This is a genomic window from Enterococcus sp. DIV1316a (assembly GCF_050536915.1).
Lineage (GTDB): Bacteria > Bacillota > Bacilli > Lactobacillales > Enterococcaceae > Enterococcus > Enterococcus faecalis.
The window spans coordinates 1,266,055-1,291,408 of record NZ_CP172913.1 but is presented as its reverse complement, the minus strand read 5'-3'; the positions used below and the strand labels follow the sequence as shown (position 1 = coordinate 1,291,408).

Here is a 25,354-nt window from a genome sequence, read left to right as displayed (position 1 = left end):
ACCTCCTACATCTTATCAAAAACTTGGCTATCTGGAAAGGTTCTACTTGTTGTTTTATATAGAGAATGATACAGTTTATACTGTAAAAGGACGTGATTAAATGGAAGAACAAAGATTTTATTTTAAAGATGTGTTATTTATTGTATTAGGAAGCTGTATCTATGCCTTTGGTTTGGTTACTTTCAATATTGCCAATGACCTGGCCGAAGGTGGTGTCACGGGGATTACTTTGATTTTAAGAGCCTTATTTCATTTTAACCCAGCATATACGACATTATTAATCAATATTCCGCTCTTATTAATTGGTGGTAAAATTTTAGGCAAACGTTCCCTCTATTATACGCTAATTGGTACCGTGTCGTTATCGGTATTTTTGTGGTTTTGGCAAAAATTTCCTGTTGAAATTAATTTAGATCATGATTTATTGATTGCTGCTCTCTTAGCTGGTTTGGCCGCAGGATTCGGTAGTGGCCTTGTTTACCGCGTAGGCGGAACCACTGGTGGGACCGACGTCATTGCCCGCATTTTCGAAAAATACTTTGGGATTAGCATGGGACGCTCGTTGTTACTTTTTGATGTTGCAGTCTTACTCCTCTCGTTGACCTATATTGATGTCAAACGAATGATGTATACTTTAATTGTGTCCTTTGTTTTCAGTCGTGTTGTTGATTCTGTACTCGATGGAGCCTATGCTGCGAAAGGAATTTTAATTGTTTCCAATCATTCCGAAGAAATCGGTCAAAGTTTAATGGCTTCTTTAGAACGCGGGGTAACATATTTAAATGGTGAAGGTGCTTATTCACAAGTGGAAAAACGGGTTCTCTACACGGTAGTCAGCCCTCGAGAAATAATGGAAGTCAAACGGATTGCTAATGAAATAGATGAAAAAGCCTTTGTGTCCATCATTAACGTACATGAAGCAATTGGCGAAGGCTTTACTTATGCAAAACCCAGCAAACAACGGCGCTTTAAATTAAAACAATAAATAAAACCCAGCATTTATTGAAAATGCTGGGTTTTATTTATTGTTGCTTCAAACGATTTAATTCATCGGATAATTCTAAAAACGCTTCTTTGTTGCCTGTTTCTAAAGCATCATCAATTTGAGCTTTAATTAATGCCATTCGCTGCGTTTGTTCTTCTTGCTTAAAGTATTGATCAATCGCTCTGGCAACTTCCTGATCCACTTGTTCATTCCATGGCGCAAACGGATTATCTTCTAAAACAGATAAATACTGGCTCGTTTGCCAAGCCTCTGGAAATACACATTCTAAATAAAGAGCTTTCCGCCAATTCATCCGAATCTCGTGAAAAATTTGTTCCGGATCTGTAAATTCTTGTGCTTGGATAAAAAGCAATAACGGCTCCTTACCTAAACCATCCGCTACCACACGGATCCCCCGATCGGTTTTCTCTACGTTCTCAACAAAATGAACATTATTTAAAATCGCATCATGCGTTAATAAGTAATTTAAAATCCACAGTACTTCTCTTCTTCCAAAAGGCACGGTATTCACTAACCAAGTTAAAAATTTTTTCTTTTCTGATAAACTAACAAACATCGTCGTTTCCTATCTTTCTTCCATATCTGCTAGCACAGATTGCATGTCGACATCACCAGGTTCATGTTCCAAATAGTGGTATAACAAGTGTTTTGCTTTTTCAAGTTCGCCTTCTTCTCGTAAGAACAATGCGTATTCTTTTAGAAATTCTGGTTCGTGAGACAATTCTTGCGCTGCTTGTTCATAATGAACTTTAGCGACGGCAAAGTTTTCTAATTCGTTGTACGCTTTTGCTAAATTCCATTCAGCATAAGGATGATCCGTTTCCTCTAAATCATTTAAGATAGTAATTACTTCCTCAAAACGCTCTTCCGTGATGTAGAGATTACTTAAGGTCAAACGACTTTCATCTGTTTTCTCACCTAATTCCAAAGCTTTTAACAACCAGTTTTCAGCACCAGCAATATCGTGTAAGCGATAGGCATTTTCAGAGGCAAATTGGTATAACTCTACTTGGAAGGGGTTTTCCGCAATTCCTTCTTCGATCACCGCTTTTGCTTCCTCTAATTGCTCTTCTTCTTGGAGCGCTTCCGCTAAATATAGATAAAGTGATTGATAATGTGGGTTTAGTGTTTTTAATTGCTGGAACAACGTAATGGCTTTTTGATTCTCATGTAACTGTAAATAAGTGAAAGCTAACTGGAATAAACGATCGTCTGTTTGTTCTTCTTTGACCGCGGCTTCCAAATAAGGAACTGCTTCTTCAAAATCACCTAACATGCTGTAACTACTTCCTAAGCGTTCATTCAAGGAAATAGCAGAGATTTGCGCTGTCCCGCTTTCTACAATGCTTTGATAACGAGTAATAGCCTCAACAAATTGACCATTTGTAAAATATAGTTCTCCCAAAGCAAATTGAATTAACGGCTCTTCTGGCATAAGATTGGCTGCTTCTTTTAATTTCGCTTCACTGACTTCTGGAATCCCTAAAACTTGGTACAAATCCGCAGTGACTAAGAGACTTTGGATATAACTGTAACTAGTTTCTGGAATTTTTTCTAAATAGATGAATGCGTCATCTATTTCATTATTTTCAATGGCGATTTCTGCTAATGGAATGTTTAAGCCATCTGCATCGGGAAATTGTTCCAACAATTGTTGGAAAATTTGTTTGGCTTCTTCTAGAAAACCTAAAGATAATAACGTTTCCCCTAAATCAGCTAAGGTATTTTCATCATCTTTCTTTAATGCTTCTTCAAACATTAACTGTGCTTCTGCTAAATTTTCAGCTTGTAATGCTTGAACCATTTTTTCACTATATGACATAATTTCCCCTCAAATCTCTTTTAAAATTTCTTGGTATCTTTCAATCGTTGTTAACAGTTGATCGGGCGTTGGCTTTAAAGCTGCTCCTAGCTGACCGATTTTTTCCAACACCATAGGAGGACCTAGTGTTTCTGTGTGAGCCAAGACTTGTTCTGCGTAATCAGCACTTAAAATTTCTTTTGGAAACGCCACCGGAAAACCTAAGCGAATAAACCAAACGATAAAATTTTTAAATTGAAAGTCAAAGTGATTGACTTGCTGGCTCCATAAAACTTGTAACAATAATCCCAATAATCGTTTCATGGGACCTGATAACAAATGGCCATTTTCGGTTGTAGCAAAGGCCGCTTCAAAAACTCGGCCAAATTGATCCACTTTTTCCCCTGCTTGTTCATACAAAGATAACAACTCGTCTAAAATACCATTAAATGACGTTTGATTCAACCGTTTTTTATCTGGATACGTTTGGTATAACATTTGTAAATAAGTATAATCACAGACAAGACCCGCTCGAATAAAAACGAGCAAATCAATTAAAGGAGCGGCACCTTTTTTATTGGTCAAGGTACTATCAAACAAAATTTCTTCTGAATGATTTTCTATATGCATAGTTGCATGCTGTGCTTGCTGAATTGTGACACTTGGTAAAAGTCCTTGCCGTAACGCTTGAACAGACACAGGCATCAGCCAACATTTGGAGGAACACTTACTTACTTGGTGCAAAAATGCGGTTAATTGTAGTACCCCTTCATTACCTAAACCAATCAATAAAACATCCTGATTTTCTGGCCAATCAGCTAAGAAACGTAACACACTTTCTAATTCTGATAAGTCATTGCAATGAACATCATTGCGACAAATATACCAGTTTAATCCCAACTGTTCCCCAAAGGCATAATTAATCTTCTCCGAAAAAAGATCATAGTAACGCTGATTCGCCAAAACAACGATTGACTCCGTCGTTACTGGTCGTTTTTTTAGGACGGAAGCAAATGTTTCTCCATAAATAATAGCGACCTTGTTTTCCCCTCTAGAATAGTTGTATTTCATTGATTCACCACCTTAAGACTGTTTCCTCTTCCTTCACCCCAAGTCTAGCATAACCACTAAAAAACAGCTACTGGCAACAACTTATTTTTGTCCTTCATTCATAAATCTTTCTCTTTTTATCAAAAAAGCAAGGAGCGAGTGTCGAACCGTTCCCGCTTGATTCTCGGAGCGAAGCACGTTTTTCTCACCTAAGGTTCGTTACAATTTAGCCTTTTAGCGTACTGTTTCGACCACCTCTTAAAATAACATTTTTTATGTATGATTCAAAAAAGAACCCTTGGAAACCAAGGGTTCTAATTGTCTGTCTTATTTCACTGCATCTTTCAATGCTTTACCTGGTTTGAATGCAGGTACTTTGCTTGCAGCGATTTGAATTTCTTGTCCAGTTTGTGGGTTACGTCCTTTACGAGCTGCGCGTTCGCGAACTTCAAAGTTACCAAAACCGATTAATTGAACTTTTTCACCTTTAGCAAGAGTTTCTTGAATTGTTGAAAAGACAGCGTCTACTGCTGCAGTAGCATCTTTTTTAGTTAAACCAGTTGAAGATGCAACGTTTTCGATTAATTCTGCTTTATTTGCCATGGATCATTTCACCTCCTCTATAAGAGATACGATGTTTTTACACACCTAAAGTTCCGTCTATTTTTGAGTGGTCCAAAAACAGACAGCAAATATTGATCTGGTTCAATATTCTGTTAACAAGATAGCATAAGAAAGTTGTAATAGCAAGGTTTTTAGTGTATTTTAACCAGTTTTTTCAAAAAATAATCATTTTTTCTCAAAGTTGATAAATTTATTTGAATATCTAAAAAAAGTATGGTAGAATGCACTATTTTCGGCGTCGCGGAATGATTTTAATTGGCGTGCCCTCAAACGTAAATGCTTTTCTGATTTGATTTTCTAAAAACCGGGCATAAGAAAAGTGCATTAGTTCTTCTTCGTTGACAAAAATAACAAATGTAGGTGGTTTGACTGCCACTTGTGTTGCATAAAAAATCTTCAAACGTTTTCCTTTATCGGTTGGTGTTGGATTAATTGCTACAGCATCCATTACAACGTCATTTAACAACGCTGAAGGAATCCGTAAGTTTTGATTCATACTTACTGTTTCAATTAGTTCAGGCAGTTTGTTTAAACGTTGTTTGGTTAATGCAGACACAAAAATAATGGGTGCATAATCTAAATATTGGAATTCATCACGAATTTCCGCTTCAAAATCACGCATTGTATTTGTATCTTTTTTGACTGTATCCCATTTGTTGACCACGATAATAATACCGCGACCTGCTTCATGGGCATAGCCCGCCACACGCTTGTCTTGCTCACGAATACCTTCTTCTGCATTCAAGACCATTAAAACAATGTCTGAGCGTTCAATCGCCCGCATTGCGCGCATGACGCTATATTTTTCAGTTGATTCGTATACTTTCCCACGTTTACGCATACCAGCCGTATCAATCATTAAGAACTTTTGACCTTCTTCAGATTCAAAATACGTATCGATTGCATCTCGCGTTGTTCCTTCAATATCTGAAACAATCACGCGATCCTCACCAAGAATAGCATTAATCAATGATGATTTACCGACATTTGGACGCCCGATTAAACTGAATTTAATTGTATCTTCGTCCTCTTCTTCTGAAGTGTTAGGAAAATGTTTAACTGCTTCGTCTAACACATCGCCAATGCCTAAACCATGACTACCAGAAACTGGGAAAGGATCCCCTAGTCCTAAAGCATAAAATTCATAAATATCATTACGCATTTCAGGATTGTCAACTTTATTAACAGCTAAGATCACTGGTTTATTACTACGATATAAAATTTTTGCTACTAACTCATCTGCATCAGTAATTCCTTCACGACCACTAGCAACAAAGATAATCACATCTGCTTCATCAATCGCAATTTCTGCTTGGTGTTTGATTTGATCCATAAATGGTTCGTCACCTAAATCAATCCCACCGGTATCAATAATACTAAATTCACGCCCTAACCATTCTCCAGTTGTATAAATACGGTCGCGTGTTACGCCAGGAGTATCTTCTACAATCGAGATACGCTCACCGGCAATGCGGTTAAAAATAGTCGATTTACCGACATTCGGTCTACCGACAATCGCAATAGTTGGATTTGCCATTTGATTCCCTCCTTGAGAATTTCAATCCTTACTAGTTTACCTAATCAAACCTTAAAGTGCAAGAAAAGTTTTAGTTTCTGCTGATTTTCTAACCAATTCAAGAAAAAATGAGTTTGACATAGCCGATCTGTTTACGGCTATGTCAAACTCATAAATTTCAAGAAAGTAACGGGTTATTCCTCTTCTTTCGCGTCAGATAAAGCGTCACCTAAAATATCGCCCATGGTAAAACCAGTATTTTCTTCAGGCAATTCATATTCCTGTTCTTCTTTTGGTTCTTCTTGAGACTCAGGTTTTGGTTCTAACGCTTTGATACTTAAAGCAATACGATGTTCCTCTGGATTAACTTCTAAAACTTTCACTTGTACTTGATCCCCTTCATGAAGGACTTCATGAGGCGTTGCAATATGCTTGTGAGAAATTTGAGAAATATGCACTAATCCTTCCACACCAGGGAAAACTTCCACAAAGGCACCGAAGCTTGTTAGGCGTTTTACTGTGCCATCTAAAACAGTCCCAGCGGCTGCTTTTGTTTCGATATCTGTCCATGGTCCAGGCAATGTTTCTTTAATAGATAAAGAAATACGTCCTTCATCTGGATTAATTGAAAGAATTTTTACTTGAACGTCTTCGCCAACAGTTAACGCATCACTTGGTTTGCCCACATGCTGATGAGCAATTTCAGAAACATGAACTAAACCATCCACGCCACCTAAATCAATGAATGCGCCGAAATCTGTTAAACGAGCTACTTTCCCTTCAACAACGTCTCCGTCATGTAAAGAAGAAAGTAATTCTTCTTTTTTCGATTCTTTTTCAGCTTCAACAACTGCTTTATGTGAAAGAATTAAGCGGTTTTCTGAAGGTTCGATTTCAATAATTTTAAATGCTAGTGTTTGACCTTTATATTCAGAAAAATCTGCAACAAAATGATCTTCAACCATTGAGGCAGGAACAAATCCGCGAACACCAACATCAACAACCAAACCACCTTTAACAACATTTGTAACAGGTGCTTCGATTACTTTGCCCGCTTGGAAATCTTGTTCAATTTCTTCCCAAACTTTTTTAGCATCTAAACGGCGTTTTGACAGTAAATAACTGCCGTTTTCTTTATCTTTGCCAATTGATGTGATAACAACTAAATCTAACACATCACCGACTTTCACAAGTTCGTGTACATCTTCAACTGGTAAAGTCGATAATTCCTTTGCAGGAACAACGCCTTCAACGCCCGCTCCTTCAATGCCGACAACAACTTGTTTGTCTTCAATGGCTAAAACTTCGCCTTTAACAATATCGCCAACACTGACTTCTTGAACGCTGTTCATTGCATCTTCCATTGTTTCGTTGTTTGCTACTTGTTTGTCTTCAAAATCTGTCATGCCTCTTATCCTCCTATGCCAACAAAAATTCCAAAACTTAGCTATATATACTTACATAGTACGAGATTTTTGTAAAAAAATAAAGCGATTTCTTCTATTTTTCTTAAAATTCTTTAAAAAAGTTCAAAACCTTTTTGTTTAATCACATTTTGTATGGCGGCGACGACTTCTTCAATCGTCAACCCTGTTGTATCGATTTTCACAGCATCACTTGCTTGGACAAGGGGTGATACTTCTCTGGTTGAATCTAAATAATCCCGACGTTCAATCTCCGCCTTCAAGGTTTCAAAATCCGTCTCAATCCCTTTTTCTTGATTTTCTTTAAAACGACGTTCTGCACGTTCTTCAACGCTAGCCACCAAGAATATCTTTACTTCGGCCTTTGGTAGAACTGCAGTACCAATATCTCGACCATCCATGACAACTCCGCCGGCTTGACCAATTTTCTGTTGTAACGCCACCATTTCTTCTCTAACTTTTGCATGTTTTGAAACAGCTGAAACAGCATTCGTTACATCTGGCTGGCGAATCGCTTCGGTCACTTCATGACCATCGATAAAAACACGTTGGCCATTCTCTGCTTGCTGAAAAGAAATAGTGTGGTTGACACAAAGCGCTACTAATGGCTCTTCCGCTTGAATGTCGATTTGATTTTGCAAGGCCAAATACGTAATCGCTCGGTACATGGCCCCCGTGTCACAATACACATAATTCAATTGTTTTGCTAAAATTTTTGCAACTGTACTTTTGCCTGACGAAGCTGGTCCGTCAATAGCAATACTGATTTTCCCCATGAAAAAACTCCTTAACTGATATGCATCCTTTAAAATGCGCTTCTTCTTTTATATTAAAATCAGAAGAAAAGAACTTGGATTTAAACTGATGACGAGTTTCTAACGAAAAAGCAATAAGCCGAAATCCCTCGAAAGACGCAAAACATCTTTCGGAAATTTCTGCTTATTGGCATTCTCATGTAATCATTCGTCGCGGTTTAGCCTTGAAAGTGCTGTCCAAACCTCTTTTTCTGGATTATTTAATACGTAATGGTTGTCCTGGATAAAACACAGATGTATCAATCCCAGGATTTAACGCTAAAATTTGTTCTAATGTCATTCCGTTACGTTCGGCAACTTGACGTGCCCCTTCGCCACTTTGAACGGTATCATAAACAGGTTGTTGGTTCTGCGCTTGTTGCTGTTGTTGATTTTGAGCTTCTTGTTGTTGCTGCTCTTGTTGTTGTTGTTGTTGCTGTTGTGCTTGTTGGTCCTGTTGTTGCTGTGCAGCAGCATCAGAACTTGAAGGTGTTGTATTTTCAGCTGGTTGGCTGCTTGCTGGTTCTGAGCTTTCCACTGATTTTGACGTACTTTCTTTTTTCTTCTCTTTTGATGATGATTGGACTAATGAAGAAGATGGCTGGCTATTTTTGCTAGCACTTTCGTTCGGTTTCTTGTCTTGCATCATCCATAAGAAAGTCCCAATTGGAATGGCAATAATTAATAATAGCAAAATAACTAAAACAGTTAGAAATAATGAATTTCCTCGTTGCTGTTGGCGTTTTGCTAAACGAGAACCACCACCATTTTGATCAGGTTCATAAATTGATTGTTCCCATGGCTCACGAGCTTGGTTTTTCTTTTTGTCCTTTTTACTCACTGCTAATTTCCTCCTAAACTTCTCTCGCTTGTTATTATATCATAGCTTTTGCCAACTGCCGACTAAAAAAATGAATTAATCACGTTCTTTAAATAATTTTAGAAATTTAGAACGCCAACCTCCTTCATTTTGATTGCTGGTCTTGTTCGATTTTACTATTGAATCTTGGTAAATGTCAAAGAATAACGCACAATTATCACAACAAGTTTCCGGTGATTGTTTGACAATCGGTTCTTGAAAATAAGTTTGAATCAACGTTCTTCGACAGGTTGTGGTTTCAATATACGTCAGCATCCCTCTTAATTGCGCTTGACGATCTTTTTCTTTCTCCTCTAAACGATGCTCTAGCTCTTCAAAAGAATAATCCTTGGCTAAATAGCCTTGAACCCATTTTTGTTGTAACTCGGTGGCATTTTCTAACAAACCTGCTTGTTCTTCTCCTTCAATCAGCGATTTTAATGTCGCTCGATTCGCTCTTGTCTCTTCTAAGAAAAACCGATGAATAAATTCATCCCCTTTTTTATACAATAATAGCGCCCAACTTTTTTGACCATCACGTCCAGCTCGCCCGATTTCTTGCAGGTAATTTTCTAAGCTATCAGGCAAATCAAAATGAATCACTCCACGAACATCAGGTTTGTCGATTCCCATCCCAAAAGCATTCGTTGCACAAAGAATATCGATTTGATTATCAATAAATTGTTCTTGCAAGCGACTACGTTCACTAGCCTCCAAGCCCCCATGATAATAGGCTACCTTAAAACTGGTTTTCGCCTGAATAAGTTGACTGATTTGTTCTGTTTTGTTGCGCGTGGCGCAATAGATAATGATTTTACCAGCCGTTTTAGATAAGTAATCTAGTAATACTTCTTCTTTTTCTAACGTTTCCTTCACGAACAAGCCCATTTTTTTTCGATTCACTGAAGAAAGAACTTCTTGATAGCTACCATGAGAAAATAATTGTTTTATAATTGCGTGCTGTACAACGGGTGTCGCTGTGGCAGTTAACGCCAAGGTCAAAGGAAAGTCTAGCTGTTTTTGGACCAGATCTAATTTACTATATTCAGGGCGAAAATCGACGCCCCACTGATAAACACAATGGGCTTCATCCACCACAAATAATGCAATTTTTTGGCGTTGTAACACACTAAGTACTTCTTGCTGCAAAAGCATTTCTGGGCTTAAAAACAGATAATCATATTGGAACATTTTCGCTAAAATATAACGCTTTTCTGAATACTGTAACGTACTGTTTAAGGCAACCGCACCTTTAATTCCTTGTCTTTGTAATTGACGCACCTGATCTTCCATTAACGAAAGTAAAGGAGAAACAATTACCGTTAGTCCCTCTAACTTCTGGCCCACAAATTGATAACACAATGATTTACCGGTGCCTGTTGGCAAAACAGCCAATGTATTCATACCGTCAAGTAAGTTTGTAATCACTTCTTTTTGACCAGGCTTAAACGCTGCATAACCAAATCGAGTGAATAATTCTTGTTCTAATGTCAACAACACTCACTCCTTTTCTTGCCAAATTTGTTGGATTTGATATAAGCGGAAATCTAAATAAGAAAGCGTCGCTTCTTGCGCTCGCCAATCCCGATACACCCACAACCGCGGATCTTGTTCTATTTGAGCCAATTTTTGGAGCATTGCCTCCTTTTCAAGATAAACAGACGCCTGCAGCTGCCCTTGAATAGCCAACTCTAATAGATGGTCATGAATGGTACTCGGTTTTATTTTTCGCTGCTCAGCAATTTCTTGAAGCGTCTTGCCTTCCGTTAACAATCGTTGGGTTTCTTGCATACTTTGGTTTAGATTTTTTTCTAGATACGGCCATACAAGCGTTTGTAAAGCAGGATAGTTTCCTCCGTACATTATCAACTGCAGTAAATGATGAACCGCTTGCGTGTGCCACAAACGCTGTTCAAGAGCTGTCTTATGGCTTGTTAATTGCTGAGGAACTTTGCCAGTTTGCTGATAACCAGAAAGTTGCGCAACCAAATAGTCGCTTTCTGCTTCAGGTAGTAACTCAAACCCTCGCAACAGTTCTTCTTTGATTGATTGAACGCGCTGCTCTTTCTTGTCTTGTTGTAACCATCGTTTCAAATATAGTTGCGGAATCGGTGTTGATAAAAGTGGAATATACTGTTTTTCCTCAAATGATAAATACGAAGTCACTTGCACGGCAAATTGAATGAGTTGCCAACTTTCTCGATCACTTCTGCCAAAACGATAAAGATCAATTGCAGGATAATCCAGCAACGAAAAATGGTGCTCCTTTAAAAATAGTTGCCCTTCTTTTGTTAGTTGAATTTCATTTGTCTCTTTGTGATACTGAATTTGTTTCGCCTTCGAAAGTTTTTCAAGAAATTGAAAAAAGGCTTGTTCGGAAATCGTTGGCCACCAGCCAATGAACCGTAAACAATCATATAAAAAACCATAAATCAAAACAGAACTAGTCCGTTTGCCTTTTAAAAGATGATACAAAGTTGATGCACGTACCTTGTATCCATGAGATAATAACGCTAAAATAAAAGTTGCTTCCATAGTAAACCTCTTTTAGATAGGATGTGTCACTGTTTATGCAATCACGTTTAGTTCCTGAAAAATGTATTGCTTGTGGACTTTGTCAAGTTTATGCGCCCAATATATTTGATTATGATGATCATGGGATTGTCCTTTTTAAAGACGAGCCGCATGCTCGACAACAATTTATTCCAGAAAACGAACGCGAGAATGTGTTAAAAGCGTACCGCAAATGTCCCACGCGTGCAATAGAAATAAGCAAAAATGAGTGCTAAATAATTTAGCACTCATTTTTGCTTAGAGTATTTTTTCGAGCCAAGCAAGTGTTTGTTCATCTATCGAAACAAACTGTAATTGTCCTTCTTTTAGCGGTTCTTTGACTAGATGAATTTGATCATTTAGGCCATTGATCCATTCATAACGAAGACCATTTTCTTTTGCTTTAGAATTTTTAGCTTCTAAATAATAATTGACATGGTAATTTTCTTTACCATCCAATTGTAGCGTATTAATGGTCACTTCAAAATCTGGTGAAACATCGGTCGATTTCTTTTCACGTAATCGTTCAAGTGATTCTATAAAAGAAGGAAATTGAGGATTATTTTCCCCACCAACGAGATATTTTTTAGCAAATTCTGTACTATCCGTATGACTTTTCACTTGTTTGGCAAATGCTTGATAAAAGGTTTCTAGCGCTTTGCGGGCATCATAGTCGCTAGCTAACGGAAAATTCAATTGTAGCGTTGGATTATCGGAGAGCGCTTCGACAAAATCATTTTCACCAATCGTTTCTTTTGATGTTTGAATTTCTTCTCCATTAATCGTCTTTTTAAGTTGAATCGTCATCCCTTTGGACCAGAACAAAGGGCCAATCGTTTTGCTTCCATTCGTTAGCGTACCAACTTTCCGATCATTAATATAAATATCTGCGTCTGGCAGATTGCTTTCCACAACAAAATTCATTCGTTTAAAATCTAAAGGAATACTAGAAATATAATTTTCCTCTTCTAATAAACGATACTCTTCTGTGATAACAGGTTCACCGGTGCTATCTTTCACTGTGGCTGTAAAGGTATATTGTCCTGGCGCTAAGGGTCCCAATTCCTTTTGATAAGTGGTTGAGTCGGAAGTGCCCACTTCCCGCCCGTTCATTGCCAGCGTCACACCGCGCTGATTCGTCGTTAACTGAACAGAAACAGGCGTTAAAATGAATTGATAACGGTGAAAGAAAAATGCTGTTTGACTTGTTTCACGAATAGTTAAACCATGTAGCTTTTTATCCTTTAATAGCGCTTTTTCTAATTTTTTTAGCTCAGTTGGATTTTTTTGATAATAAGTGATTAAAGGCTTAATGCTTTGCGGATTCACTTGAAATTCAGACTCGTTCGTCCTCATTTTTTTACTTAATTCTTGGGCATCACCATTCTCAATCGCTTCAATAAAATGAGAAATTTGTTGTTCCTTAGAAAAATAATGCGTCCCGAGAAAATAGCTACCCGCTCCAAGAACGATGAACACAAAAAGAAACACCCAGATCCAGCTTCTTTTTGATCTGATAGGAGTAGATTCGTTCCCTTTATTCATTGATGGTTGTGCTTGGTTTTCCTCTTGATGCATTGATTCATTCATTAGCGGAGCGCCGCATTCTTCACAAAAGGACTCCGTATCACGATTCACATGACGACAATTTTTACACTTTTTCACTCAGGAAAACTCCTCTTTCTTTAATGATTTCTATCATACCAAGGGAAAGTTAAAATTACAATGCAGATGGTTTAGTATTTTTTAACAGAATGATGACAGATTATGACAACCTCTTTTCTTTTAGGCGTAAATTTTAAAAACCCACTGTCAAACATTGTTCAACAGCAGGTTTTTTATCATTTATTTTGTTAACGGTGTTTTTTTCTGAATAGTATGTTGTTTTTTTGATAGCCATGGCAATAACTTCGCATGTAGTACTAGAAAAACACCACTGACTAAGAGGCCTTTAATAAGGTTGAATGGCACAATACCAATCGCCACATAGCTTGCTAAAGATGTTCCTAAAAATTGTTGTGTGGTCACACCATATAATTGTAAGTAAACTGGTGTAATGACAAAATAATTCGCAATACTCATGAAAATCGTCAAGGCTAAGATCCCACTTACTAGGCCCACTATCCGATTTGTACGGATATTTTTCTTTTTACCAAAGAAATAAAAAATTGGCAAGGTGAAGATACTACTTGCTAAAAAGCTAGCGAAATCTCCCACCATATTTTGCGGTGCTAGTCCGGTTAAGAACAGGTGTAGCAACGAACGAACAAAAGCAGTAATTACTCCTGCTAACGGTCCGTACAAGAACATTCCGAGTAAAATCGGAATATCACTAAAATCGATTTTCAAAAAACTAAACGCCGGCATAATCGGAAATGCCACAAATTGTAATACTGTACCGATTGCGGCCAACATTGCAATGCTGACCATTTTTTGTACCTTGTTGTTCATCTGAAATCCTCCAATTAAGGACCCATCTTCAACGAACTTTTTGATTCGCTTCTTTGTCATACAAAAAAAACCTATTTTTCTGCAGGGAAAAATAGAGTAGGATTATCTGATGAAAAAGCGTCTCAAATAAGCCCTATCTTCTTTATCCAGACTATACTGTCGGTATTGGAATTACACCAATTCAATCGTTAAAAACGAGTCGTGGACTATAACCACCGGTCGGGAATTACACCCTGCCCCTGAAGACGAACCTTGTATTATATTTTTTTACTTACTTAGTGTAACCCATTTGAACAATGAATGCAACTAACTAAGCTTTTTTATTAAATTTCATTGATTGTTTCATTTCTCAAAAAAAAAACAATCCCTTCGCCATAAGCGCGAAGAGATCGAGTCATTTTATCTTATTTAGCTTGATTTAATAATTGACTGATTTCTTTTTTAGTTAAATCACGATATTGCCCTGGTCGCAAACCTTGTAAGGTCAACTCACCGTAACGTTCACGTTTTAATTTTTGAACAGGGAAACCAACAGCTTGAAACATTTTCTTCACTTGATGATTACGTCCTTCATGAATCGTTAATTCCACGACACTGCTACCTGTTTTAATATCCGCTGAAAGAATTTGAAAATTGGCTGGTGCTGTGCGTTTGCCATCAATGCGAATGCCTTTGGCTAATGGCAATAGATCCCGTTTAGTAGGTACACCTTTAATTTTTGCTACGTAGACTTTATCTACTTCATGTTTAGGATGGGTTAATTTTTGTGAAAAACTTCCATCATTCGTTAAAAGTAACAACCCAGAAGTATCATAATCCAGACGACCGACTGGATAAATTCGCTCAGTAACATCTGTAAAATAATCCGTTACTACTTTACGGCCTTTATCGTCAGACACCGCAGAAATAACCCCTCTTGGTTTATAGAATAAATAATAACCATATTCTTCTTGATAAATTGGTACACCATCAACCTCAACAGTATCTTGTTTACTTACTTGCGTTCCTAATTCTTTGACCACTTGGCCATTGACTTTTACGCGGCCTTTGACAATTAATTCCTCTGCTTTGCGACGCGAAGTCACCCCAGCATGAGCAATTGCTTTTTGTAATCTTTCCATTGTTTAAGCTTCCTCGCCTTCTGTTGTTTCAGACATTGGGTTCGTTTCTTGATAACGATCAAAAAATAGATCCATTGGTAGTTCTTCTTCTAATTCATCTTCCATTTGTTGGATATCTGGTAATTCATCTAAACTTTTCAACCCAAAGTAATCCATAAAATACTTCGTTGTGCCATACAAAATCGCTCTACCAGGACCATCGACGCGGCCTTTTTCTTCTATCAACTGACGGGCAACTAACTTTTGGATAGAGCCAGAAGTCTGTACGCCACGAATTTCATCAATTTCAATACGCGAAATTGGTTGCTTATAAGCAATAATGGATAATGTTTCTAGCGCCGCTTGTGATAAGGCGTTCGACATAGGCGATTGCGCATATTTTTTTAGTAATGAGGCATATTTTTTCTTCGTTGTTAAGACAAAATGATTGCCGACTTCTAAAATATTTAACGCCGATTTATTGTCAGAAGCATAATGTTCTTTCAATTTCGTTAATTCTTCATAGGTTTTTGCTGTTGACTTCTCTAATAAGTACGCCAGCTCTTCCAAGCCAATTCCTTCTTCGCCAACCACAAATAAAATTGCTTCAATTTGACTAACTAATGTCACTGTGTTTCCTCCACCTCTGTTGTATCTTCCTGCTGGGTTTCTGTATTAAATAACAAAATTTCACTATAATTATTTTCTTGTTCAGCATAAATCACGCCTGTTTTCATTAATTCTAAAAGAGCCATGAACGTTGTCACAATTTCTTGTTTGGAATAAGAATCGAAGAAAGAATCAAACGACACTGCCTTCCCTTTCTGTACTTGACGCATACGCTCTGAAATAGCGGTGATTTTTTCTTCGATGGAAACATCGTCACTAGCAACAGTTGTTTCAACAGGCTGGCGATTTTTTTTCTTTTCTAACATGGCGTGAAAGGCTAGAAATAAATCAATTGTATTGATTTGATTAGGCGGTAGTGTTGTATCTTCCTCTTTATAATCATCCATATCCATTGGTTCTTTTGTATAATAGAGTTTACGTTCTTCTTCTTTTTCATGTAAAACAGTCGCTGCATATTTAAATTTCCGATACTCCAATAACTGAGCTACTAAAGCTTCCCGTGGGTCTTCCTCTTCAAAAAAATTTTCATCATCAATGATTTCAAGCTCTTGTTTTGGAAGCAACATCTGACTTTTAATAGCCATTAAGGTGGCAGCCATGACTAGATATTCTCCAGCGACTTCTAACTCTAAGGTTTGCATCGCATGAATATAAGACATGTATTGTTCAGTTACTGCTGTAATGGGAATGTCATAGATATCGATTTCTAATTTTTGAATTAAATGTAGTAGAAGATCCAGTGGTCCTTCAAAGACATCTAGTTTTAAATTAATTTCTTGCAAAAACGACACCTACTTTCTTTTCTCGACTTCCTAGTTTACCATAAATTTATTCGTTTGTGGGCATTCTCGCAAATTAAGCCCGAGGAAAATGTTCCTTATAAACATCTGCCATTCGTTGTTTGGTAATATGTGTATAAATTTGTGTCGTGGAGATATCTGCATGTCCTAATAATTCTTGCACGATTCTAAGGTCTGCGCCATTTTCCAACAAATGTGTCGCAAAGCTATGCCGTAATGTATGCGGCGTAATATTTTTCTCTATCCGGGCTTCTCGGACAATCTGTTTTAAATTTTTCCAAATGCCCTGTCTAGATAACGGTTCGCCATGATGATTAACGAACAGGTGTGTTTCATTCGGATGGTTTTTAATCAATTGAGGTCTGGCTTCGTTCATATAGCGCTCAATCCATTGAATCGCATAATCGCCTAAAGGAATAATTCGTTCTTTGTCCCCTTTTCCGATTGTTTGCAATAAACCAATGGATAAATGCAGATCCCCTAATTTTATTTCAATTAGTTCACTAACTCGCAGGCCCGTTGCATACATCACTTCTAAAATAGCACGATTCCGCATACCTAGTGGTTTACTTGTATCAGGCGTTTCAATTAATCGAGTCACTTCGTCAACAGATAATGTACTTGGCAATTTTTGAACTTTCTTGGGGGAGTCAATATGTTGCATCGGATTATGTTCGCTTAAGCGTTCTTGACGTAAAAATTGATGAAATCCTCTCAAACTAGAAATCATCCGAATCACACTTGCTGAAGCTTGCTGTTCTTCGTGAAGGGATTGCAAAAATTCTGTAATCATGTAACGGTCAACTTCGTCCCAAGAATGCAGGCCTTGTTCTTGTAAAAAGGCTACGTATTTTTTTAAATCTCGTTCGTAACTCCGTCGTGTGTTATTTGATAAGCCCCGCTCTATTTGTAAATAGTGTAAATAATCGACTAATTGTTCTTCCATTATCCTTCCCTCATTTCTAGTACTATCCTATCAGATTATGCCCTAGATTGCATGGGTAAATTCCAACTTATTAAAAAAAATCAACTGATAACAAAAGACTTGTTCACTAAGTCGTTAACTTAAGAACAAGTCTTTTGTTGTTGCTACTATTAGTAAAGAATAAATTTGTTATTTTATATATTTATCTAGAAAAGCAGCTACTGTTTCCTTATATTTTTCTGGGTTTTTATTATAAGCTTTCGCATGCTCTGCTCCAGGCACGACATATTTCTCTTTAGGTCCTTGGGTTGCATTATAAACTTCGTCTAACATACTAAACGGCACAAACGTATCATTTTCACCATGAATAAAGAGCATTGGTAAATGATTCTTTTGCAATTGCTTAACAGCACTTGCTTCCCCAAAGAAATAGCCAGCTCTAAGTTTCGTAATCCCGCTAGTAACATTAACTAATGGGAAACTTGGTAAATTGAAAAGCTCTTTCAATTGATATTGCAACTCCTGATTGACTGTAGAATAGCCACAATCTTCCACAATGGCTTTCACGTTATCTGGTAATTTTTCCCCGCTCGTCATCATGACTGTAGCAGCACCCATACTGACACCGTATAAAGTGATTTGTTCTTGCTGACCATTTTCGGTTAAAACTTTCTCAATCCATTGGACATAATCTTTACGATCGGGCCAGCCGAACCCAATATAATCTCCTTGACTTTTCCCGTGACCACGCGCATCTGGCGCTAACACATTGTATCCCCAATCATGATACATTTTCGCAAAGACAGACATCGTTTCTGCCGAACCCATATAACCATGCGCCATAATAACGGTACGATTACTTTTTTTGTCGGCTGGTAAATAAATGGCCTTTAGACGTAGCCCATCTTCCGAAGTAATTGACCATTCTTGTCGATTTTTGTCATCTTTAAACCACGCGCCTTCAGGTGTCTGGACCACTTTTGACCCTGGGGTATTCTCATTTATAAAGTCTTTCTTTCCTGGAACTACTGCATAATTATAAAAATATAAGCCTGCCGCAATTAAACCAATTGCAATTACTACAATAAGCGCAATCAAAATTTTTAACCATCGATTCATCTACGTACTCCTTTTATTTAAACTGTATGATTCATTATAAGTTGTCGCCCTTTTTTTGACAACTACCATTCAAAGATTCAGCCATCTTTCTTTACCACTACAATGAGACAATTTTGTTGCGACAAAAAAAGCATAGCACAAAAATGTTACCTTTTGCGCTATGCTCCACTTATCTATTTATAGGAAACTAAAAATTATTTATTTTCAATAAGTTTAAAACTTGACCATGGTTTCAAAAATTCTAATAAGAAACGTTCGTCATCAGAAATACGACCAACCACATTTACACGGCCATCATTTTTCATTTCTTTTAAAGCAATTTGTGTTTCCCCTTTGTATTGTCCATAGCCAACGTTGTCAATCAAGACATCGCCTCGAACAATATCTCTCGTTGTATGAGCTGGGAAAGGACGATCTTTATAGTAAACACGTGTCATTGTTGAACGCAAAACGTAATCAGAACGATCTCCACGATAACTGTGTAAGTTATCGAACAATGCAATTCTTTCATCTTCTGTGATTTCTGGTTCTGTATCCACTTTGATCGAAGGATACGGTGCATGAAAGGCTTCTGCCATTGCTGCTAATTCTGCTTCTGAGGCATAAGCATTTCCGACAGAAATATCATCGATTAATCCTGTTAAAACTAAATGCTTAACTTGCGTTGCAATTTCTAAATCGCGGTGGTCTTCCAAAGAACATAACCCATCTTGTGTCGGCCATGGTCCAAATGTAGCATCGTGTGAGTTCACAAACGCCATCGTATTTAAATTATATTTTCTAAATTTTTCTGAACAATAAACAAAATGATCATAGCCTAAGCCTGTATAGCGATGTGGATAGAAATTATGTGAGCCTAGTAAATTTTCTGTGTTTGGTGAGTAGGCCATAATATTATCTACATAACTTGTCCCTGAACTCATATTAATTTCAATTTTAATACCATAAGGGTTTCTTGTCATATTCGCCTCTTCTTGCCCAGTAAAACCAAGATCTAAACGAATACCGTAAGCGCCCATATCATGGAAAAATGATAAATCATCATAAGAGATGCCTAATTGTTCGAACAATGCAGGATTAATATCGACCATCACTTCCATACCTAATTGGTTGGCGTAATCTACGACTTTTTTAAACTCTGCTAATACCTTTTCCCGATCATCATTGATTTGCAATAAACTAGTAAAGACACGCTTAAAGCCGTATTTATGAGCCAAATCCAAATATGCTTTGTCCTTTTCAAATGTTGAACGTTCTGGATAAATTGAAATACCTAATTTTCCCATGTGATTGCCTCCTAAATTGTAAAACATAATAATGTATCTGCTTACATTGTAACAAAAAAAACAAAAGTGGTCTACACCTTTCCTATAGGAAATCTTATAAAAATTCCACTGGTTTGTTATCTTCTCTTTTGTTATGATAAAAAAGAACCTAATTGTCAGTGTGAAAGGAAGAGGAAAACAGATGAAACATAAGAAAATGCTTGCTGTTGCTTCAGTTGCAGCATTCACCTTGCTTTTAGCAGGCTGTAACACAACCAATAATAAAGGCACGACCGCAACGAGTGATTCTGTCGCTAAATCCAGTGAAAGCAAAACAAAGGATTCGGTCGACTTAAATTCACTAGATTTACCACAACTAGATGACAAAGTTGCCGAAGATCAAGACTTAGTCCAAATGGTTACTTCAATGGGAAATATTGAAATCAAACTATTTCCTAAACAGGCTCCAAAAACTGTCGAGAACTTTATGAAACATGCCAAAGATGGCTATTATGATGGCTTGACTTTCCACCGCGTCATCAATAACTTTATGATCCAAGGTGGCGATCCTAGCGGTGATGGAACTGGCGGAAACAGCATCTGGAATAAACCATTTGAAGATGAATTTTCAAACCAGTTATATAACATTCGTGGCGCATTATCAATGGCGAATGCAGGACCTAACACTAACGGCAGTCAGTTCTTTATTGTCCAAAATACAGATGATCAATCTGATGGTCTTTTATATGATGATTATCCAAAAGCAATCATTGATGCTTACAAAAAAGGCGGCTATCCTTCTCTTGATAAAAAACATACTGTTTTCGGTCAAGTTACCAAAGGAATGGATATTGTCGATAAAATTGCCAAAGTCGAAGTTGGTGCCAACGATAAACCAAAAACTGATGTTAAAATTGAAAAAATCAATATTCTTCAAGAAGCAAAAAAATAACAAAAAGTCAGAACGTACGCTGAAGATACGTTCTGACTTTTTGTTATTTTTGAATCGCTTGTAATGCCTTTTCTGGTACTTGGTCTTGATTGACCTCTTCATACGTATTGATGTGGGCCCCTTTATTTGAGACTTTTAGATAATGATCTGTTTTTAATTCATGGTCCGCTGTGAAAGTTATTTCTCGCGTTTTGCCTTCCTCATCTGCGGCTACTTGCGTATAACTAGCAATTCCATAGCCATTAACGCTATCGGCTTTCTTTGTTTTAACATACACATTTCCTTCTTTAACCAATGGATTTAATTGATCTAACACACCAGCTAATTCGCCAGAGTTCTTCTCTGCGTAAAACTTGGCCCCAAATAAACCACCACCAATAACAATTGCTGTCACCACTAAAAATTTAATAAATTTCATCACATAAATCCTCCCGAGTAATTATTCTCTGTTACTTCTTCCAAAGTATAGCAAGTTTTAAACAATCCTTCCTCGGGCGCAACGACCAGTTTTTTCTCAGACTTATGTCGTATTTTTGTTATTTTGAATAAATAACAAAACACTACTCTTCTATCAATAATTGACTTAATAATTGAATTTCTTGATTCTTAGTTAAGTCAATTGTTTTCATTGTAACCGCTGTGGCTAAACCTAAATAGATTACCACCATTTTAGGAAATAATTCGACAAATTTTCCTTTGTCCATTTGTACATATTTTTTATCCAATAATAAACGCTCTTCAAAAAAATCTTGAAGCATTTGCTGCAATTCTTCTTCATAACCATGTGCTTTCATAAATAACGCCGTATAGATTTTTTGATGTTTTTGGGCAAATAATATAAAGTTCAGACCCAATGCAATCACTGGGTCTGAGGCACCGACATCTACTTTATAAAATAATTGCATACGATGAAATAACGATTTAATTAAGGTTCGTTTTAAATCGTCCATGTTGACAAATTCTAAATAAATTGGCTGCGTAGAAATCCCCATAGTATCTGCAATATTTCTAGCAGTTAAATTAGAAAAACCTTTATCTACTAAAATTTTTTCAGCTACGTTTAAGATTTTTTCCTTTGTATATACCTTCGTTCTAACCATTTTCATACCCCTTTTCTCTTTTAGTTAACAATAACTTTATTATGTTCACACAAAAGAAAACCATTTTCATTATATATATAATATTTTACACTTTTTTATGCGTTTCTTTTCTCAAAATTTTCTATACATTTCAAAAAAATTGAGAATTTTCATCACCTATAAACAAATAGGTCCAGAACAAAAGGTCATCACCTTTTGTTCTGGACACTAAACGGCTGCACTCTTTATTCTTCTATTTGTTTGCCTTGTTCTTTGGCAAGCTCATTTTTATCATAAGCTACAAAGAACGGATAGTAAATCAAGATGGCCACTAGAATTAAAACAATATTCAAAACAGCAGCACGCCAATCGCCGCCTGTCGCCATAAAGGCGCCAATTGGTCCTGGTAAGGTCCAAGGAGCGGTAAAGACAACTTCACTTACTAAACCTAATTTTGTGGCAAACCAAGCAATCGTTGCTAAAACCATTGGTGCAAAGATAAAAGGAATCATTAAAATCGGATTTAAGACAATCGGTACACCGAAAATAACTGGCTCATTAATATTAAAAATAGACGGTGCTAAAATAGCTTTTCCTAGTTTTGAACCATATTCTGATTTTGCCCGAATGGCTAATAATATAGCTAAACCAATTGTGGCTCCAGCACCACCAATCCAAATGAACCATTGGTAAAAAGGTTCTGCCGCAATCCGAGGTAATGCTTCGCCAGCTGCTTTAGCAGTCGTGTTTTCCTCTAATAGTTGTAGCCATAGAGGACGCGCCAACGATCCTACGATTGAAGCGCCGTGAATCCCAAAGAACCAGAAAAATGTTGTTAAAAAGACTAACAACAAGACACTCAATAAAGAGTCCGCTGCTTGAACTAGTGGTCCTACTAAGTTCCCTACAAATGTGTGCCAATCAAAGCCTAAATAATAAGTGATTGAACCAATCAATAACATGACAATTAACGTCGGAGTCAACGATTCAAATGAACGAGCAACAGCAGGTGGAACGTTATCAGGCATTGTAATTTTGAACTTAGACTTATCTGTTACTCGATAGATTTCGACAGCAATAATTGACGTCACAATCCCGACAAACATCCCTGCACCACCCAAATTAGCCATTGGTAAAACAAACCCAGAAACGCCAGCTGCTTTACTGGCTTCTTCAGGAATCGCTACAGGTACTAATGTTAACAAAAAAGCAATCGTAGCCAAAATCCCTCCAGAGACTTGATCAAGATTATATGATTTCGCTAAACTAGCGCCAATGCCAAAAGTCGCATATAACGCCATAATGTACATTGTCATTCGGTAAGGCAATAAGATTGTAGCAGCATTACTTGTTAAAAATTGAGTAATGCCCCAAGATTCTGGTAACGGCGGAAACGCAATAATTAGAAAAAAAGAACCGACAATAATTAAAGGTAATGTCGCAATAATCCCATCCCGCACCGCACGTAAATGGCGCTGATTGGCAATTTTAGCCATTGGTCCAGCTAGATGATTTTCAATCCAAACAGTCAGTTTATCTAACATAAATAACACTCTCCTCTGTTTTTCTCTTAAAAAATAACTCCTTTAATCAGCCATAAATAAGAGATAAGCTCTAATAAAATAAGAGAAATTAAAAACAACCAAATAAAACGCTTACAAAAACCTGTTTTCGTTTCAATAAAATAATGACTATACGCTAACGCAAAAGCAATCCCAACAGGCAAAAAAATCATGGCACCAATATTAAACGGCAGATTGAAAGTCCATAATAAAACACTCGGCAACAGGACACCACATAAGAGCCCCATACTAAAAAGAAAACCGGCACTTTTAACTGAAAACTTAGGAACCATTGCTTGATTGTTTTCCATTTCAATTTCGCTCCTTTCGTTTGTTATTTTGTTACATTTAAAATTATAAGCTATTAAAAATATTATTTCAATCTATTCGCTAATTTAATACTAATTTTAAAATAAAAAACCAGTTCACTGAGTGAACTGGTTTTATGCTTATTCGACAAATTCAAATTCAAAATTACCAATCCGAACAATGTCGCCATCTTTCGCGCCACGTGCTCGTAATGCCTCATCGACACCCATACCACGTAATTGACGTGCAAAACGCATTACTGTTTCATCATGATCGAAATTCGTCATTTCAAATAATTTTTCTAATTTTTCACCAGATAAAACCCATGAAGCATCTGGTTCACGATCAATCGTAAATTCTGGACCTTCTGGTTGGAATCCATAACGAACGGTTTCTTCCTCTACCACTTCATCTTCATATAATGGGAATTCAGGCGTTACTTCCAACAAGTCAGCTGTTGCATTTAATAAAGGTTCAATACCTTTACGAGTAACCCCAGAAATTGGGAAAATAGGTAGCTCATCGGCATACTCATCGGTGCGTTCCTTCGCAAGTTGCTCTTTAAATTTCGCTAAATTCTCTTCTGCTTCAGGCATGTCCATTTTATTGGCAACAATAATTTGAGGTCGTTCCATCAAACGTAAATTGTGTGAAGCCAATTCTTTATTGATTGCCAAATAATCTTCGTAAGGATCGCGTCCTTCCATGCCACTCATATCAATGACATGTAAAATAACACGCGTCCGTTCAATATGGCGTAAGAACTGTGTTCCTAAGCCGACACCTTGAGAAGCTCCTTCAATTAAGCCTGGCAAATCTGCTGCAGCGAAGCTTCGACCGTCACTAGTAGTCACCATTCCTAAGTTTGGAACTAACGTCGTAAAATGATAGGCACCAATTTTCGGACGAGCGGACGAGATAACAGAGAGTAACGTTGATTTCCCTACAGAAGGAAACCCAACTAAGCCAACATCTGCTAAAACTTTTAATTCTAATTCAATTTTACGTTCTTGGCCCGGTTCGCCGTTTTCGGCAATTTCTGGTGCAGGGTTTCTTGGGGAAGCAAAGCGAATATTCCCACGACCACCGCGTCCGCCTTTTGCTACTACTAAGGTCTGACCATTCTCAATTAAATCCCCAATTAAGGCTCCAGTTTCTGCATCACGAACTGTTGTACCTGGTGGAACTTTGACAAGTAAATCTTCTGAACCACGACCGTGCATTCCTTTACTCATACCATTTTCTCCAGGTGTCGCCTTAAAATGACGATTAAACCGGAAATCCATTAATGTGCGTAATCCTTCTTCAACAACTAAAACAACGTCGCCACCGCGACCGCCATCACCACCAGCGGGACCCCCGTCTGGTACATATTTTTCTCTACGGAAAGCAACCATTCCGTCGCCGCCTTTACCAGCTTTGACATCAATCGTCACTTGATCTAAAAACATGGACATATAATTTGTCCTCCTATTCTACTTCTACTATCTTTAATCACCTCAAAAAGCGTGATTCGAAAGTCTTTATTATTGTAT

The 25,354-nt window shown here is 37.3% G+C and carries 26 protein-coding genes and 1 riboswitch; of the genes, 3 read left to right on the top strand and 23 right to left on the bottom strand.

What is annotated here, in order from left to right:
• Window positions 1-100: 100 nt before the first annotated feature.
• Entirely contained in the window at window positions 101-985 is an 885-nt protein-coding gene (locus tag IGL56_RS06255; RefSeq protein WP_002357595.1) for a YitT family protein, read from the top strand.
• 37 nt (window positions 986-1,022) lie between these two features.
• On the opposite strand, the gene IGL56_RS06250 is transcribed toward IGL56_RS06255, so the two are convergent.
• The 10 genes from IGL56_RS06250 to IGL56_RS06205 all read right to left on the bottom strand — a co-directional run bounded on the left by IGL56_RS06250 (window position 1,023) and on the right by IGL56_RS06205 (window position 11,609).
• Complete coding sequence (locus tag IGL56_RS06250) at window positions 1,023-1,562, bottom strand: ReoY family proteolytic degradation factor (RefSeq protein WP_002361802.1); 540 nt, start codon at window positions 1,560-1,562, stop codon at window positions 1,023-1,025.
• Between the two features lie 9 nt (window positions 1,563-1,571).
• Entirely contained in the window at window positions 1,572-2,828 is a 1,257-nt protein-coding gene (locus IGL56_RS06245) for a tetratricopeptide repeat protein (protein WP_263306705.1), read from the bottom strand.
• A 9-nt stretch (window positions 2,829-2,837) separates the two neighbouring features.
• On the bottom strand, window positions 2,838-3,878 hold the full coding sequence (locus IGL56_RS06240; RefSeq protein WP_002357600.1) for a hypothetical protein: 1,041 nt from the start codon (window positions 3,876-3,878) through the stop codon (window positions 2,838-2,840).
• A gap of 306 nt (window positions 3,879-4,184) precedes the next feature.
• Window positions 4,185-4,460: an HU family DNA-binding protein gene (locus tag IGL56_RS06235; protein WP_002357604.1), complete on the bottom strand. Its 276-nt coding sequence runs from the start codon at window positions 4,458-4,460 to the stop codon at window positions 4,185-4,187.
• A 247-nt stretch (window positions 4,461-4,707) separates the two neighbouring features.
• Window positions 4,708-6,018 carry a ribosome biogenesis GTPase Der gene (gene der, locus IGL56_RS06230; RefSeq protein ID WP_002357608.1) on the bottom strand — a complete coding sequence of 437 codons (1,311 nt, stop codon included), beginning with the start codon at window positions 6,016-6,018 and terminating at the stop codon, window positions 4,708-4,710.
• 173 nt (window positions 6,019-6,191) lie between these two features.
• Window positions 6,192-7,403: a 30S ribosomal protein S1 gene (rpsA, locus tag IGL56_RS06225; protein WP_002357611.1), complete on the bottom strand. Its 1,212-nt coding sequence runs from the start codon at window positions 7,401-7,403 to the stop codon at window positions 6,192-6,194.
• Window positions 7,404-7,516: 113 nt separating this feature from the next.
• The gene (gene cmk, locus IGL56_RS06220) at window positions 7,517-8,197 is read right to left on the bottom strand and encodes a (d)CMP kinase (RefSeq protein WP_002357612.1); all 681 of its coding nucleotides are present in this window, start codon (window positions 8,195-8,197) and stop codon (window positions 7,517-7,519) included.
• Window positions 8,198-8,432: 235 nt separating this feature from the next.
• Window positions 8,433-9,056 (bottom strand): LysM peptidoglycan-binding domain-containing protein, encoded by a 624-nt coding sequence (locus IGL56_RS06215; protein ID WP_002357613.1) that lies wholly within the window; start codon window positions 9,054-9,056, stop codon window positions 8,433-8,435.
• A gap of 75 nt (window positions 9,057-9,131) precedes the next feature.
• On the bottom strand, window positions 9,132-10,574 hold the full coding sequence (locus IGL56_RS06210) for a RecQ family ATP-dependent DNA helicase (RefSeq protein WP_430599862.1): 1,443 nt from the start codon (window positions 10,572-10,574) through the stop codon (window positions 9,132-9,134).
• Window positions 10,575-11,609: a helix-turn-helix domain-containing protein gene (locus IGL56_RS06205; protein ID WP_002357615.1), complete on the bottom strand. Its 1,035-nt coding sequence runs from the start codon at window positions 11,607-11,609 to the stop codon at window positions 10,575-10,577.
• Between the two features lie 35 nt (window positions 11,610-11,644).
• Here IGL56_RS06205 and IGL56_RS06200 point away from each other — a divergent pair, with 35 nt between their 5' ends.
• Window positions 11,645-11,863, top strand: a complete 219-nt coding sequence (locus IGL56_RS06200; RefSeq protein ID WP_002357617.1) for a ferredoxin — start codon at window positions 11,645-11,647, stop codon at window positions 11,861-11,863.
• 22 nt (window positions 11,864-11,885) lie between these two features.
• Here the strand turns inward: IGL56_RS06200 and IGL56_RS06195 are convergent, their stop codons facing one another.
• From IGL56_RS06195 to IGL56_RS06160, 8 genes are all read right to left on the bottom strand, one after another.
• Window positions 11,886-13,217 carry a zinc ribbon domain-containing protein gene (locus IGL56_RS06195; protein WP_065813707.1) on the bottom strand — a complete coding sequence of 444 codons (1,332 nt, stop codon included), beginning with the start codon at window positions 13,215-13,217 and terminating at the stop codon, window positions 11,886-11,888.
• 255 nt (window positions 13,218-13,472) lie between these two features.
• Window positions 13,473-14,138, bottom strand: coding sequence for an ECF transporter S component (locus tag IGL56_RS06190; RefSeq protein WP_002384530.1), 666 nt, complete (start codon window positions 14,136-14,138; stop codon window positions 13,473-13,475).
• A gap of 71 nt (window positions 14,139-14,209) precedes the next feature.
• Window positions 14,210-14,329: riboswitch (FMN riboswitch) on the bottom strand.
• A 153-nt stretch (window positions 14,330-14,482) separates the two neighbouring features.
• Window positions 14,483-15,199 (bottom strand): pseudouridine synthase, encoded by a 717-nt coding sequence (locus IGL56_RS06185; protein ID WP_002357624.1) that lies wholly within the window; start codon window positions 15,197-15,199, stop codon window positions 14,483-14,485.
• Between the two features lie 3 nt (window positions 15,200-15,202).
• A complete protein-coding gene (scpB, locus tag IGL56_RS06180) occupies window positions 15,203-15,808 on the bottom strand; it encodes an SMC-Scp complex subunit ScpB (protein ID WP_002357625.1) in 606 nt (201 codons plus the stop codon).
• Window positions 15,805-16,599, bottom strand: a complete 795-nt coding sequence (locus IGL56_RS06175; RefSeq protein ID WP_002381915.1) for a segregation/condensation protein A — start codon at window positions 16,597-16,599, stop codon at window positions 15,805-15,807. The genes scpB and IGL56_RS06175 overlap by 4 nt, the downstream gene beginning before the upstream one ends.
• Window positions 16,600-16,663: 64 nt before the next feature.
• Entirely contained in the window at window positions 16,664-17,554 is an 891-nt protein-coding gene (gene xerD / locus IGL56_RS06170; protein ID WP_002357627.1) for a site-specific tyrosine recombinase XerD, read from the bottom strand.
• 168 nt (window positions 17,555-17,722) lie between these two features.
• Window positions 17,723-18,652, bottom strand: coding sequence for an alpha/beta hydrolase (locus IGL56_RS06165; RefSeq protein ID WP_002357629.1), 930 nt, complete (start codon window positions 18,650-18,652; stop codon window positions 17,723-17,725).
• Between the two features lie 194 nt (window positions 18,653-18,846).
• Window positions 18,847-19,938, bottom strand: coding sequence for a DUF871 domain-containing protein (locus IGL56_RS06160; RefSeq protein ID WP_002357630.1), 1,092 nt, complete (start codon window positions 19,936-19,938; stop codon window positions 18,847-18,849).
• Window positions 19,939-20,119: 181 nt separating this feature from the next.
• Between IGL56_RS06160 and IGL56_RS06155 the strand changes: the two genes are divergently transcribed.
• Window positions 20,120-20,869, top strand: a complete 750-nt coding sequence (locus tag IGL56_RS06155; RefSeq protein WP_002374887.1) for a peptidylprolyl isomerase — start codon at window positions 20,120-20,122, stop codon at window positions 20,867-20,869.
• 43 nt (window positions 20,870-20,912) lie between these two features.
• Here the strand turns inward: IGL56_RS06155 and IGL56_RS06150 are convergent, their stop codons facing one another.
• From IGL56_RS06150 to obgE, 5 genes are all read right to left on the bottom strand, one after another.
• Window positions 20,913-21,287 (bottom strand): YxeA family protein, encoded by a 375-nt coding sequence (locus tag IGL56_RS06150; RefSeq protein WP_002357632.1) that lies wholly within the window; start codon window positions 21,285-21,287, stop codon window positions 20,913-20,915.
• A 142-nt stretch (window positions 21,288-21,429) separates the two neighbouring features.
• Window positions 21,430-21,975 (bottom strand): TetR/AcrR family transcriptional regulator, encoded by a 546-nt coding sequence (locus IGL56_RS06145; RefSeq protein ID WP_002357633.1) that lies wholly within the window; start codon window positions 21,973-21,975, stop codon window positions 21,430-21,432.
• A gap of 218 nt (window positions 21,976-22,193) precedes the next feature.
• Window positions 22,194-23,492 carry a PTS sugar transporter subunit IIC gene (locus IGL56_RS06140; RefSeq protein WP_430599860.1) on the bottom strand — a complete coding sequence of 433 codons (1,299 nt, stop codon included), beginning with the start codon at window positions 23,490-23,492 and terminating at the stop codon, window positions 22,194-22,196.
• A gap of 26 nt (window positions 23,493-23,518) precedes the next feature.
• Window positions 23,519-23,821 (bottom strand): hypothetical protein, encoded by a 303-nt coding sequence (locus tag IGL56_RS06135; RefSeq protein ID WP_002357636.1) that lies wholly within the window; start codon window positions 23,819-23,821, stop codon window positions 23,519-23,521.
• Between the two features lie 138 nt (window positions 23,822-23,959).
• The gene (gene obgE, locus IGL56_RS06130) at window positions 23,960-25,276 is read right to left on the bottom strand and encodes a GTPase ObgE (RefSeq protein ID WP_002384537.1); all 1,317 of its coding nucleotides are present in this window, start codon (window positions 25,274-25,276) and stop codon (window positions 23,960-23,962) included.
• Window positions 25,277-25,354: the final 78 nt, after the last annotated feature.